This is a genomic window from Actinotalea lenta (genome assembly GCF_030586465.1).
GTDB lineage: Bacteria > Actinomycetota > Actinomycetes > Actinomycetales > Cellulomonadaceae > Actinotalea > Actinotalea lenta.
The window spans coordinates 1548068-1560691 of the sequence record NZ_JAUQYP010000001.1 but is presented as its reverse complement, the minus strand read 5'-3'; the positions used below and the strand labels follow the sequence as shown (position 1 = coordinate 1560691).

The 12624-nt window shown below is 73.7% G+C and carries 11 protein-coding genes; 7 read left to right on the top strand and 4 right to left on the bottom strand.

The annotated features are described in order from the left end of the window. Positions 1 to 178: 178 nt before the first annotated feature. Complete coding sequence (locus tag Q6348_RS07325) at positions 179 to 598, top strand: TIGR03668 family PPOX class F420-dependent oxidoreductase (RefSeq protein ID WP_304600645.1); 420 nt, start codon at positions 179 to 181, stop codon at positions 596 to 598. Positions 599 to 793: 195 nt separating this feature from the next. On the opposite strand, the gene Q6348_RS07320 is transcribed toward Q6348_RS07325, so the two are convergent. Then, on the bottom strand, positions 794 to 1783 hold the full coding sequence (locus Q6348_RS07320; RefSeq protein ID WP_304600644.1) for an MBL fold metallo-hydrolase: 990 nt from the start codon (positions 1781 to 1783) through the stop codon (positions 794 to 796). Between the two features lie 149 nt (positions 1784 to 1932). Here Q6348_RS07320 and Q6348_RS07315 point away from each other — a divergent pair, with 149 nt between their 5' ends. After that, a complete protein-coding gene (locus tag Q6348_RS07315; RefSeq protein WP_304600643.1) occupies positions 1933 to 3816 on the top strand; it encodes a pectate lyase-like domain-containing protein in 1884 nt (627 codons plus the stop codon). A 109-nt stretch (positions 3817 to 3925) separates the two neighbouring features. Here the strand turns inward: Q6348_RS07315 and Q6348_RS07310 are convergent, their stop codons facing one another. Together Q6348_RS07310 and Q6348_RS07305 are read right to left on the bottom strand one after the other, a co-directional pair. Next, the gene (locus Q6348_RS07310) at positions 3926 to 4900 is read right to left on the bottom strand and encodes a LacI family DNA-binding transcriptional regulator (RefSeq protein WP_304600642.1); all 975 of its coding nucleotides are present in this window, start codon (positions 4898 to 4900) and stop codon (positions 3926 to 3928) included. Between the two features lie 85 nt (positions 4901 to 4985). Further along, on the bottom strand, positions 4986 to 5216 hold the full coding sequence (locus Q6348_RS07305; RefSeq protein ID WP_304600641.1) for a YrhK family protein: 231 nt from the start codon (positions 5214 to 5216) through the stop codon (positions 4986 to 4988). A gap of 373 nt (positions 5217 to 5589) precedes the next feature. Between Q6348_RS07305 and Q6348_RS07300 the strand changes: the two genes are divergently transcribed. Next, complete coding sequence (locus Q6348_RS07300; RefSeq protein WP_304600640.1) at positions 5590 to 7188, top strand: DUF222 domain-containing protein; 1599 nt, start codon at positions 5590 to 5592, stop codon at positions 7186 to 7188. 145 nt (positions 7189 to 7333) lie between these two features. Here the strand turns inward: Q6348_RS07300 and Q6348_RS07295 are convergent, their stop codons facing one another. Beyond that, positions 7334 to 8182, bottom strand: a complete 849-nt coding sequence (locus Q6348_RS07295) for a hypothetical protein (protein WP_304600639.1) — start codon at positions 8180 to 8182, stop codon at positions 7334 to 7336. Between the two features lie 375 nt (positions 8183 to 8557). Here Q6348_RS07295 and Q6348_RS07290 point away from each other — a divergent pair, with 375 nt between their 5' ends. The 4 genes from Q6348_RS07290 to Q6348_RS07275 are packed head-to-tail and all read left to right on the top strand — an operon-like array spanning position 8558 to position 12592. Next, the gene (locus Q6348_RS07290; protein ID WP_304600638.1) at positions 8558 to 9514 is read left to right on the top strand and encodes a fructose bisphosphate aldolase; all 957 of its coding nucleotides are present in this window, start codon (positions 8558 to 8560) and stop codon (positions 9512 to 9514) included. Positions 9515 to 9550: 36 nt separating this feature from the next. Beyond that, entirely contained in the window at positions 9551 to 10672 is a 1122-nt protein-coding gene (gene rlmC, locus Q6348_RS07285) for a 23S rRNA (uracil(747)-C(5))-methyltransferase RlmC (protein WP_304600637.1), read from the top strand. Positions 10673 to 10728: 56 nt separating this feature from the next. Then, positions 10729 to 11550, top strand: coding sequence for a sulfite exporter TauE/SafE family protein (locus tag Q6348_RS07280; protein WP_304600636.1), 822 nt, complete (start codon positions 10729 to 10731; stop codon positions 11548 to 11550). A gap of 25 nt (positions 11551 to 11575) precedes the next feature. Continuing rightward, a complete protein-coding gene (locus Q6348_RS07275; protein WP_304600635.1) occupies positions 11576 to 12592 on the top strand; it encodes an ABC transporter substrate-binding protein in 1017 nt (338 codons plus the stop codon). The last annotated feature ends 32 nt before the right edge of the window (positions 12593 to 12624 follow it).

Below are 12624 nucleotides of genomic sequence, written 5' to 3'. Positions count from 1 at the left end.
GCCACCCCGGCGCCGGCCAGGTTCACCCGCGCGGGTGATGGTCCGTGCAGGATGGGCGGTCGCCGCCGAGCGCGTCGCCGTGCGGGATGGGCGGCTCACGCGGCCGCGGGGCTCACGTGGTACCACGTGCCGCGGGGCTCGCCCTGCGCTCGGCGCGACGGGCGGGCATGCTGCCGGGATGGATGTCGACGAGTGCCGTCACCGGTTCGCGGCAGCGCCGCACGGCTACCTCGCGACCGCCGACCCCGCCGGCCGCCCGCACGTGGTGCCGGTGACGTTCGCAGTGACCGAGGACGAGGTCGTGACGGCCGTGGACCACAAGCCCAAGCGCACGGGTGACCCGCACCGGATGCGCCGGCTGCGCAACATCGCCGCGAACCCGCGGGTGAGCCTGCTGGCGGACCACTACGACGAGGAGTGGGACGAGCTGTGGTGGGTCCGTGCCGACGCGACCGCGAGCGTCGTCGACGACGGCCCGGTGCACGAGCGTGCGGTCGCGCTCCTGGCCGCCCGCTACCCCCAGTACCGCGAGGTTCGACCGACGGGCCCGGTGATCCTGGCGACGGTCTCCCGCTGGACCGGCTGGTCCGCGCGCTGACCGGCGCGCCCCGCACCGCGCCGGCCGCGGCGAGGCCCCGCGCCACCCCCAGTGACGCACCCCCAGGCGGGCGCAACCCCCAGGCGAGTGGCGCACCTCCAGGCGAGTGGCGCACCTGGAGGCACACCTGTCGCCTGGAAGTGCACGTCTCGGCGGGCGCATGGCGCGGTCAGCCGAACCGGGCTTGCGGCGAGGTCAGCCGAACCGGGCGGCGGCGAGGGCGCGCACGCGCGCGTGGACCTCGGGCATGCCGGGGTTGGCGCGGCGCGGGTCGTCCGGGTCGCGTCCGGCCAGGACGGCGGCGAGGTAGCGGCGGTCGACGTCCAGGCGCGCGACGGGGTCCGACGTGGGTGTGCCGTGACCGGGGACCAGCACGCGGGCCCGCGCGACGTAGGGCGCGAGCGTGTCGAGCCCCGTCAGGTACGCCTCGAGGTCGTCGGGGTCGAACGGCAGCGGGAGCTCGACGTCGGACAGCATGTCCCCCACCAGCAGCACGCCCCGCTCCGGCGCCCACAGCGCGAGGTGACCGGCCGCGTGCGCGTCGTGCACCACGGCGACCAGCGGCTCGTCGGGACCGTCCGCGCCGAACGGCTCCGGTAACGCGACGACGGGGGCGTCCGGGAGCGCCGTCACCTGCGCGAACAGCGCAAGGACCTCGGGCGGGAACGACCGGGCGGAGGGCTCTGGTGAGGGCCGACCTCGGGTCGGGCGACGCGGGTCGACGCGCACTCCGGGAAGCGGCTCGGCGGGATCCGCGGGCCCCGATTCGGCGGGTTCCACGGGCCGCGGCTCGGCGGGCCCAGCAGGCCGCGGCTCACCGGGCTCAGCAGGCCGCGGCTCACCTGGCTCGTCGGCCCCGGGGCAGGCGGGCTCCGCGAGGAGCTCGGCCAGGAGCACCTCGCGCTCGTCCGCGACGACAGCGACCGCGCGGGGGCTCGCCCACCGGGGGACGCCCCCGAACCTCGGGTGCCACAGCAGGTGGTCGTGGTGCGGGTGCGTGGAGAAGCCGGCGGTCACGCGCACGCCGAGGCCGTCGACCGCGTCCGCGAGCGCCACCAGCTCGTCGGCGCACCAGGCGGGGTCGACCAGGACGCCGCGGTCACCGGCGCGGATCAGGGTGCTGGTGGTCGCCATCACGCGGCTGGTCGCCACCAGCACGCCGTCGGCCACCCGGACGAAGGCCATGCGGCGACGGTAGCCGCGCCTCGCGGACGGCGTCAGCCACACCACAACCCCTTGAGATCACCCACCCCGTCCCCCTAGGCTCACTCGACAAGTGACACGAGTCACCTCGCGGCTCGGTGGTGAGCCGCGCCTCGACGGAGAGGGTTGACATGGCACGAGCACGTACCGCGCGCCGAGGGGGCGTCGCCGTGATCGCCGCGCTGGCCGCGGCATCCTTCGCGGTCTCGGGAGCGGCTGCCGCTCCCGCGCACCGCACAACCGGGGCCGCCGACCTGGGACCCAACGTCGTCGTCTTCGACCCGAGCATGCCGGTCGCTCAGATCCAGGCGAAAGCGAACGCGATCGCCGACGCGCAGGTCGACGACGAGATGGGCACCGGACGCTGGAGCCTGCTGTTCGAGCCCGGGACGTACGGCTCCGCCGAGGAGCCGCTGCAGATCAGGGTGGGCTACTACACCGAGGTCGCCGGGCTGGGGGCCTCGCCGTCCGACGTCGTCGTGCACGGGAAGATCGAGACCTACAACCGGTGCCTCGGCGACGAGGCGAACCCGAACTGCATCGCCCTGAACAACTTCTGGCGGACGCTGTCCAACCTGACGCTCGAGATCGACGGCGCCGGCCAGGACGGGTGCCGCGCCTCCGCGAACTTCTGGGCCGTGTCCCAGGCGGTGTCGGTGCGCCGGCTCGACGTGCGCGGGGGCACCAACTTCTCGCTCATGGACTACTGCACCGCCGGGCCGCAGTACGCGTCGGGCGGCTTCATCGCCGACTCCCGGTTCGGCACGGTCCTCAACGGCTCGCAGCAGCAGTGGCTGACGCGCAACAGCGTGATCGGCGCCTGGACCAACGGCGTGTGGAACCAGGTGTTCTCCGGCGTCGAGGGCGCTCCGGACGAGACCGCGTTCCCCGACCCGCCGTACACCACGCTCGACCGGACCCCGGTCAGCCGTGAGAAGCCGTACCTCTACGTCGACGCCGGGGGCCGCTACCAGGTGCGCGTGCCCACAGCCGTCGCGGACTCGCGCGGCATCTCGTGGGCCGACGGCATGACGCCCGGCCGCTCGATCCCGCTGAGCGAGTTCTACGTCGCGCACCCGGGCGACTCGGTCGCGACCATCGACGCCCAGCTCGCACGAGGCAAGAACCTGCTGCTGACGCCGGGCATCTACGACGTGGACCGCAGCATCCGCGTGAACCGCGCCGACACCGTGGTGCTCGGCATGGGCCACGCGACGCTCACCGCGGTCAACGGTGCGACGCCGCTCGTGGTGCGGGACGTCCCGGGCGTGATCGTCGCGGGCGTGACCATCGACGCGGGCGCGGTCGAGTCGCCGGTCCTGCTGCAGGTGGGCAGCACCCAGGGTCGCCACCTCGCGCTCGGTCACCACAAGAACGCCGCGCTCGACCCCATCACGCTGTCCGACGTGTACTTCCGCGTCGGCGGTCCGCACGTGGGCAAGGTCGACACCGCCATGCGGATCGACGCCGACGGCGTGCTCATCGACCACACCTGGGTGTGGCGGGCCGACCACGGCGTCGAGGGCTTCACCGCCGGCGTCAACGGCGACACCGACCGCTGGAACACGAACACCGGCCTGACCGGCGTGGTCGTGACCGGCGACGACGTCACCGCGACGGGCCTGTTCGTCGAGCACTTCCAGCAGCGCAACCTGGTGTGGGAGGGCAACGGCGGCACCGTGGTGCTGTTCCAGAACGAGCTGCCCTACGACCCGCCGACGCAGGCGGACTGGACCCAGCCCGACGGCACGCTCGGCTACCCCGGGTACACCGTGGGGGCGGACGTCCGCACGCACCGGCTGTACGGCGGCGGCGTGTACGTGTTCAACCAGAACAACCCGTCGATCGTCACGGCGAGCGGGTTCTCGGTGCCGACCCGGCCGGGCGTGCAGCTGCACCACGTCATGACCGTGAACCTGGGGGCCGGGACCATCGAGCACGTCGTCAACGACACCGGCGCCACGGCCGACACCTCGACCGTGGGCATGCCGAGGTTCGTCGTCGACTACCCGTGACACGCTCGGCCGGGCGCGCGGTCCTTGACCTCCCGCGCGCCCGGCCGTGCGAGGGCGGCGGCGCGGGAGGTCCGTTCCCGCGCCGCCGCACACGTTCATGCCCGTCTCGCTACGTCGAGGAGCGGACCACCACGTCGAGCACGTCGGGTGGCGGGGTCGGAGGGACCGCACCGTCCAGCGCGGCGATCGTCGCCCGCGCGAGGTACAACGCCTGCACCTCGATGGACTGCGACACCGTGGTCAGCGGCGGAGCCGCGAGGCGCGCCGCCGGGACGTCGTCCACACCGATCACAGCCACGTCGCCGGGCACCTCGAGACCCCGCCGGCGCAGGCCCGCGAGCACCGCGAGAGCGACCTCGTCGTTGTACGCCGCGACCGCGTCCACCCCGGCGTCCCGCCACGACTGCACCGCGCGCGTGGCGCTGGGCACGTCCAGCTCGAGCCGGGCGACCAGCGGCCCGGCCAGGCCCGCCGAGGCGCACGCCGCAGTCACCCCGGCCAGCCGGGGCTCGGCGAACTCAACCAGGCGCGCATCCGTCGTCCCGGCCCACCCGATCCGGCGTCGGCCACGCGCCACCAGGTGCTCGACCTGCAGCCGGCCGATCTGCTGCTGGGAGACGGCGTAGACGCTCGGGTCGTGATGCTCGTCGTCCAGCCGGGTGCCGACCACCTGGATCCCGGCCTGACGCATCGCCCGCACCTCCTCGGGCGCGAACGCAGTCAGACCGACGACGGTGCGCGGGGTCACCGCGCGCCACAGGTCTCCCAGGGGACGACCCCGCCCGTGGTGCACGAGCACGGACAGCCCGCGCTCGGCGAGGTCGTCGGCGAGATGGTCGAGCAGGGTGTCGATCACGGGGCCGATCGGCCAGTGCGGCAGGACGACGAGCACCAGGTCGGTGGTCCCGCGGCGCAGCGCCCGCGCGGTCGCCGAAGGCGCGTAGCCCAGACGCTCGGCGGCAGCGAGGACGCGCTGCCGGGTCGCGTCGGAGATCGACGTCCCCGGCGTGCCGTTGAGGACGTAGCTCACCGTGGTGCGGGAAACCCCGCTCGCCCGCGCGACGTCCGCGCTGGTCACACCCATCGGTCAGCCTCCCGCCGGTCGGCCAACGATACCGATTGGCGCGGCGGCAACGTGCCGTCCGGCGTACGTCGGCACGGCTGTCCTCTCAGGCCTGCGATGCGGCCTGGTCGCGCCGCTCCAGCATCCGCCGCAGGCCGCCGCCGATGGCGCCGACCAGCATGAAGGCCGAGCCGACGACGAACATCGACACGGCAAGCGTGTAGAACTGCTCGAAGGCCTTGTAGAACAGTACCGACCCCACCACGAACAGCAGGTTTCCGATGATGCCGATGGCGGTGTGGACGTGCTCGTAGTCCTGGACGAGGGTGCGGATCACGGCGGGGCTCCTCCGATGGGCTGATCATCGTCGCTGTCCAGCCTCCCGCGATCCGGTGCCCGCCCGCGACCCGGCGGGGCGCGGCGTCCGGGTGGGGCGGGAGGTCCGGTGGGGCGGGAGGTCCGGTGGGGCGGGAGGTCCGGGTGGGGCGGGAGGTCCGGGTGGGGCGGGAGGTCCGGGTGAGCGCCGGATCGGGGCCCGGCCTCCTGCCGCACATCCGTCCGAGCGAGCTGTGCACCGCTCCCCTGCGCCCAGCCTCGCGGCGCCAAGGACCGCACCCGCCGTGGAAGAGCTCGTCGGCGACCGACCTGTGGATATGTTTCCGCTGGTCACGGCCTTGATCATGAGGCCGATTGGCGGTAGGGTCGAACACATGTTCGAGACGACCTCGAGGGACGCCGACGCGTCGTGGATCCTCGGAGCGCTCGACGCGCTGGTCGAGAGCGGGGATCGGCTGGCATCGGCGCACGGCGGCTTCGAGAGGTGGAGCGGGCGCGAACGCGGCCGTGCGCTGCGCGCCCTGGACCGGCTCGCCGGCTCGCTGGCCACGGTCCGGGCAGGGCTGCTCGTGGCCGAGCGCGCGGCTCACACGTCGGTGCGCCCCGGCGATCGGGACTTCGAGGCGGCCCGCGCACGTGCCACGCGGACGGGCCTCGGTCAGGCCCGTCGGGAGGTCCAGCAGGCGGACACGCTGGTCGCCCTCCCCGCGGTCGCGCAGGGCGTCCGGGACGGCGACGTGCCGCTCCCCCACGTCGACGCGCTCGCGCGCGTCACGGCCCACGCCGGCGACGAGGCGCGCGCGGCGCTGACGAGCCCGGAGACCCAGCAGCGCCTGGTCGGCCTGGCTCGGCGCCAGACCGTCAAGGAGTTCACGGCGTCGGTCGCCCGCGTCGTGGCGGAGCACGAGCCCGCCGCGGTTGAACGAGGCGTCGCAGCGCAGCGTCGCGAGCGGTTCTTCATCATGTCGCAGCAGCCGGAGGGCACGTTCCTGCGCGGCCGCCTCGACCACGCCGCCGCCGAGGCGCTACGGGTGGCCATCGCCGGCGTCGGCATGGCGCCGGACGAGGAGCGCGACAAGCGTCAGGCCGACGCAGACGCGCTCGTGGCGCTCGCCGAACGTGCGACCGCGGGGATGGCCGGGGTGCGGAGGCGAACGCGGGACCCCAACGGCCTGCCGCTGCCCGACCCGGGACAGGATGTCGCCGACGCACGGGTGTCCGGCGTCGCGAACCGTCCGAGCGTCTCGCTGATCGTCCCCGCGGAGACGTTCGTCGAGCTGCGCGACGCGCAGCGCCGCCGCGAGACCGGTGAGGAGGCGACGATCCGGCCGGTGCCGCCCGCGCTCCTCGAGAACGGCATGCCCGTGGCGATGTCGCAGCTGGCGCGCGTGCTGTGCGACTGTGAGCTCGGGCGGATCGTGATGTCCGCCGAGGGGCTCCCGCTGGACGTGGGGCGGACGCAGCGGCTGTACAGCGGTGCCCAGCGGCGTGCGGTGATCGTGCGTGACAGGGCCTGCGCGTGGAACGGGTGCGACGTACCCGCCGCGTACTGCGAGGTCCATCACATCCGCTGGTGGGACCGCGACCTCGGCCGGACGTCCGTCGAGAACGGTGTGCTGCTCTGCGGCCACCACCACACGACGGTCCACGCCCTCGACCTCGCGATCCGTCGCCTCGGCGGACCGGTGCGTTACGAGTTCACCAGGCGTGACGGCCGGGTGGTCAGCGTGCCACCGGGCGGCGACCGGGATGCGGCTGCACCGCGCGGCGCTGGGTCCACCGCGACCCGGTTGGCGGGAGCCGAGCGGCCCGGGCGGGGATCACCGGACCCGGGGGCGCCAGGGCAACGAACACCCGACCCGAGGGTGCCCGAGCAACGAACACCCGACCCGAGGGTGCCCGAGCAACGAACACCCGACCCGAGGGTGCCCGAGCAACGAACACCGGACCCGGGGGTGCTCGACGTCGCGTGATCGCCATCAACCACGGCACGTCCACCGTGACGGGGTAGGACGCGGCTGGGATCCGAGCGCCGCGCCATGGTCGGCACCGTGCGCACGAACGTGCGACGGGCCGGGCCGGGCCGGGCTAGGGCTAGGGCTGGGGCTAGGGCTGGGGCTAGGGCTGGAGGGTTGCGGCCTCCTGGTCCCAGTTCTCGGCGGTCTGGAGCAGCCAGAACGCGATGAACGCGACCAGCAGGAGGGTCTCGGCGACGAACACGGACCCGAACGGCGCCGTGAGAGCACCCGCGGCCTGGAGCACCCAGGTCGCCAGGGTCACCACGAGGGTCGCGACCATGACACCGGCGATCGCGCGGTACGCGTGGGCGAACCGCACCGGCGTGAGCACCCGCGCCTGGGCCCGCTCCGGTGCGCGGCGGCCGTTCAGCCACGCCAGCGCGGCGATGAGCAGGAAGAAGGCCACCGCGGCGACGTCGTGACCGGCGGCGAGGAACGTGCCACGCCAGACCACGAACCACACGACGAGCACCAGGTAGGCGACCGTAGCCGACACCAGCCCCGCGAGCACGGCGGGCGCGCCGCCGCGGAGCCCCGTCCACCACGCGAACACCAGCACCGGCACCCCCAGCACGATGAGCGCGGCGACGTTGTTGCCCACCGCGCCCACCAGGTCGGGCGGGATGCAGCGCTGGATTCCGCCACACACGTCGGGACCGAGCTCCTGCCGCGCGGGGACGAAGGCGACGACGGGCACGACCATGCCAGCCAGGTCGAGCAGCACGTCCTCCCAGCCGGCACGACCCTTGATCGCGACGAGCGCCGGACCGATCGCGACGAGCGAGCCGACGAACACGCTGCGCACCGGCGAGTAGAAGTAGCCGCTGATCGACCCGAACCTCTCACCGCCAGCCAGAACGTCGAGCCCGATGGCCACGAAGAGCAGCAGCGCCATCGCCACCACCGACACCCGCAGGTACCGGTACGTGAGCCGCGCCGGGCCCGGCATCGCCGGCTGTGGGTCACGTGGGCGGCCCGCCGGGTCACGTGGGTCGCCCGACGCCGGGTCACGTGGGCCGTCCGCCGGGTCACGTGGGCCGCCCGCCGGGTCACGTGGGCCGCCCGCCAGGTCGCGTGGGTCGCCCGCCGGGTCGCGTGGGTCGCCCGCCGGGTCGCGCCCGTGCTGTCGCGCCGGCCCGCCTGCCGCGGATCGACCCCGTGGCTCGATGTGATCGCTCATGGCCCCTCCGGTGGGCAGGCTACGCGGGCAAGATGCACGAACGTGCGCAATCCATGAGACGCAGTGCAGCACCAACGGGGTGACACTGGGATCAGGGGAGACAGGGCACTCGCCACGTCCTTGCTCACCCTGGGGGAGGTCGCCATGCGCACCGTCATGCACACCGCCGACGAGCCCACGAGCGCCAGCGAGCAGTTCCAGCAGATGGCCTCCGGATCGGGGTTCATCGCCGCCCTGGACCAGAGCGGGGGTTCGACACCCAGGGCGTTGCGCGCCTACGGCGTGGAGTCCTGGGCCGACGAGTCCGAGATGTTCGACCTGGTCCATGCGATGCGCACCCGCATCCTCACCAGCCCGTCGTTCGGAGGTCACGGTCCGGAGCTGGGCGGACCGGGCCCGTCGGAGGGCGGCCGGGTCATCGGGGCGATCCTGTTCGACCGGACCATGGAGTCCGAGATCGCCGGACTCGGCGCCGCGGAGTACCTGTGGCAGGTCAAGAAGGTGGTCCCGTTCCTCAAGGTGGACCAGGGTCTGCAGGACGAGTCGGACGGCACGCGGCTCATGAAGCCGATGCCACGGCTGGACGACATGCTGTCCCGCGCACAGGACCACCAGGTGTTCGGGACCAAGATGCGCTCCCTGGTGACGCTGGCGCACAAGGACGCGATCGGTGCCGTCGTCGACCAGCAGTTGTCCGTCGCGCTGCACATCCTGGACCGCGGGCTCGTGCCCATCGTCGAGCCCGAGGTGGACATCCACAGCCCTGAGAAGGCGCAGGCGGAGGATCTGCTGCGCGACGCCCTGGTCGTGGCGCTCGACGGGTTGCGGCCCGAGCAGCAGGTGATGCTCAAGCTGACCCTGCCGGAGGAGGACGGCCTGTGGACGCCGCTGGTCGAGCACCCGCGGGTGCTGCGGGTGGCGGCGCTGTCCGGCGGATACTCACGCGCGGAGGCGGTCGCCAAGCTCGCGTGCAACCCCGGCGTCATCGCGAGCTTCTCCCGGGCCCTGACCGAGGGCCTGCGCGTCGACCAGAGTGACGAGGAGTTCGACATGGCGTTGGACGAGTCGATCGAGGCGATCTACCACGCCTCGCTGACCTAGCCTCGGCGAACGGCAGCACCGGCGTACCCTCCCGGGGTGCGGTGCGACTACTACGACGCGGCGCTGTGCCGCTCGTGCACGCTGCTGCGCGTCGACTACCCCGACCAGCTGTCCGGCAAGCAGGCGCGGGCCCGGGCGGCGATCGGCGACCACCCGGGGCTGGTGTGGGAGCCCGCGGTGGCGAGCGCCGAGCACGGCTTCCGCAACAAGGCGAAGATGGTCGTGGCCGGCACCGTCGACGAGCCGACGCTCGGGATCCTCGACGCCACCGGTCACGGCACCGACCTGCGCCGCTGCCCGCTGCACACGCCCGGCATCGTGGCGGCCCTGCCGACGCTCGCCGCGTTCGTCGCGCGGGCAGGCCTGACCCCGTATGACGTCACCACCCGCCGCGGCGAGCTGAAGTACGTCCTGGTCACCGAGGGCGACGGGCTCATGGTGCGGTTCGTGCTGCGGTCCACGGAGGCCCTGGCCCGCGTACGCAAGCATCTGCCGTGGCTGCTGCAGGAGCTCGAGCCCGCCGTGGTCTCGGCGAACATCCAGCCGCTGCACAAGGCCGTGCTCGAGGGCGACGTCGAGATCCCGCTGGTCGGCGAGCAGCTGGCCATGCCGGTCGGCGACGTGGTGCTGCACCTGCAGCCGCGGAGCTTCTTCCAGACCAACACGACGGTGGCCGCCGCGCTCTACTCCGACGCCCGCGCCTGGACCAGGGACCTGCCCGCGCGCACCGCGTGGGACCTGTTCTGCGGGGTCGGTGGGTTCGCCCTGCACATCGCCCACCCCGGCCGCGAGGTGGTCGGGGTGGAGCTGAGCGAGGAGGCCGTCGCCTCGGCCGCCCGCTCGCGCGACGGGTCAGGGACGGAGGTCGACGTCCGCTTCGTGGCCGGTGACGCCCTCGCGTTCGCCCGCGACGCCGAACGAGCACCCGATCTCGTGGTGGTCAACCCGCCGCGGCGCGGCATCACCGAGCTCGCCGGATGGTTGGAGGCTTCGCGCGTCCGGCACGTGCTCTACTCGAGCTGCAACGTGGACAGCCTCGCGCAGGACCTGAATGCGATGCCGTCCCTCGTCCCGCGGCGGGCCCGGGTCTTCGACATGTTCCCGCACACCGCTCACCACGAGGTGCTCGTGCTCCTCGAGCGCGCCGTGCGCGCCTGAGGGCGGCCAGCCGCTTCCCGCGCGAGGACCGCCCCCCAGCCCTTAGCATCGACGACGTGCCCCCCTCCTCCTCCGACGTGTCCTGGATGCGCCGCTGGGGTGTGATGGTCGTGGTCGGAGCCCTCGGGGGACTCATCTCCGGGGCGTTCGGCGTGGGTGGGGGGATCGTCGTGGTCCCGCTGCTTGTCGCGCTCGCGAAGATGGACCAGCGCACCGCTGCGGCCACGTCGCTCGCCGCGATCGTGCCCACCGCCCTGGCGGGAGCCGTCACCTACCTGAGCCGCGGGCAGGCGGACCTGGTGATCGCCGCGTTGCTCGCCGTCGGGGGGGTGGCCGGGTCCTGGCTCGGGGTGCACCTGCTGCACCGGCTGCCGCTGCACGTGCTGCGGTGGATGTTCGTGGGCCTGCTGGTCCTGGTGGCCGCGCGGATGGTCACCGCGATCCCCTCCCGCGGCTCGGAGCTCTCCCTCACCGTGCCGACGCTGCTGCTGTTCCTCGCGATCGGCCTGGTGATGGGGCTCACCGCAGGCCTGTTCGGCGTCGGCGGGGGCATCGTCGTGGTCCCGGCCCTCGTGGTGCTGGTGGGCGTGGGCGACCTGCTCGCCAAGGGCACGTCGCTGCTGGTCATGGTCCCCACGACGTTGGCGGGCACGTTCGCGAACGTGCGACGGGGCATGGTGGACCTCCGCGCGGCGCTCCTGGTGGGGGTCTCGGCGACCGCGGCGTCCTTCGCAGGGGTGTACATCGCCTTCGTGATCCCGGCCCGGCTGTCCAGCGTGCTCTTCGCGGCGCTCGTGCTGCTGACCGCGGCGCAGATGGCATGGCGGGAGATCAGGCAGGCCAGGCCCCCGCGGCCCGAGGCGGAGCCGGCGACCTGATCTCCGGGCCGGTACGGGAGGGTCCATGAAGCGCCGCCTCGCCATCCTCGCCGCAGCACTCACGGTGGCGCTGGCAGGATGCTCGGGCACCGCGGGACGTCCCGCGCAGGACGTCCCGCGGGCCTCCGGAGGCGGCTCCGCAGCGCTGTTCCCGGTCACCGTCGACGACGCCTTCGGCACGACCACTGTCCCGAGTGCACCCCGGCGGGTGGTCACGTGGGGTCGAGGCGCCACGGATGCGGCCATCGCCCTCGGGGTGCTGCCGGTGGCCATCCCCTACCAGCCCGGGGGCGCGCAGGGCGTGCTGCCCTGGGTGCGCGACGCGGTCGAGGGAATGGGCGCTGCGCTGCCGACCGTGCTCCCGGACACGGGCACCTCGGTCCCCTACGACGCGATCCGGGCGGCGCGCCCGGACCTCATCCTCGCGCCGTACTCGGGCCTGACCGAGGAGCAGGACACCAGGCTGAGCGCGATCGCACCCGTGGTCGCCTACCCGGACCAGCCGTGGTCCACCCCGTGGCGCGACATCGTGACCATCACCGGGCGAGCTCTCGGCCGGCCGGGGAAGGCCCGCGAGGTCCTCGTCGGCATCGATCAGGAGATCACCAGAGCGCGCGAGGCGCACCCGGAGTTCGCCGGCCTGACACTGGCCGCGGTGCAGGACACCGGGACCGGCCTCTCCGTCTACCCGGCCTCCGCCCCCCGCATGCAGATCATGCTCGACCTGGGGTTCCGGTCCGCACCCTCGGTGCAGGCACTCGGCACCGACGAGACGGCGTCCCACACCACCCTGAGCCACGAGCGGCTCGCCGAGCTCACCTCCGACGTGCTCGTGCTCTACGCCTCGGACGCCGCCGAGGCGGCCGCGTTCCTCGCCGCGCCGTCCAGCCAGGTCATGCCACAGGTCACCCACGGGGCGGTGGCCGAGCTGGTCGGCAGCGACGTGGTGGCCTCGGTCTCCCCGCCGACCGCGCTGTCGCTCACCTGGGGCCTGGACCGCACCGTGCACGCCCTGGCGCAGGCCGCCGCCGCAGCGGGCTGACCCGCCTGCGCCACCCGCGCCGGCTCGCCGCC

What these genes read in the sequence shown, in the direction of transcription:
- Q6348_RS07325 (WP_304600645.1), top strand. Translation starts at nt 179, where the DNA reads ATGGATGTCGACGAGTGCCGTCACCGGTTCGCGGCAGCGCCGCACGGC.
- Q6348_RS07320 (WP_304600644.1), bottom strand. Translation starts at nt 1,783, where the DNA reads ATGGCCTTCGTCCGGGTGGCCGACGGCGTGCTGGTGGCGACCAGCCGC.
- Q6348_RS07315 (WP_304600643.1), top strand. Translation starts at nt 1,933, where the DNA reads ATGGCACGAGCACGTACCGCGCGCCGAGGGGGCGTCGCCGTGATCGCC.
- Q6348_RS07310 (WP_304600642.1), bottom strand. Translation starts at nt 4,900, where the DNA reads ATGGGTGTGACCAGCGCGGACGTCGCGCGGGCGAGCGGGGTTTCCCGC.
- Q6348_RS07300 (WP_304600640.1), top strand. Translation starts at nt 5,590, where the DNA reads ATGTTCGAGACGACCTCGAGGGACGCCGACGCGTCGTGGATCCTCGGA.
- Q6348_RS07295 (WP_304600639.1), bottom strand. Translation starts at nt 8,182, where the DNA reads ATGCCGGGCCCGGCGCGGCTCACGTACCGGTACCTGCGGGTGTCGGTG.
- Q6348_RS07290 (WP_304600638.1), top strand. Translation starts at nt 8,558, where the DNA reads ATGCGCACCGTCATGCACACCGCCGACGAGCCCACGAGCGCCAGCGAG.
- Q6348_RS07275 (WP_304600635.1), top strand. Translation starts at nt 11,576, where the DNA reads ATGAAGCGCCGCCTCGCCATCCTCGCCGCAGCACTCACGGTGGCGCTG.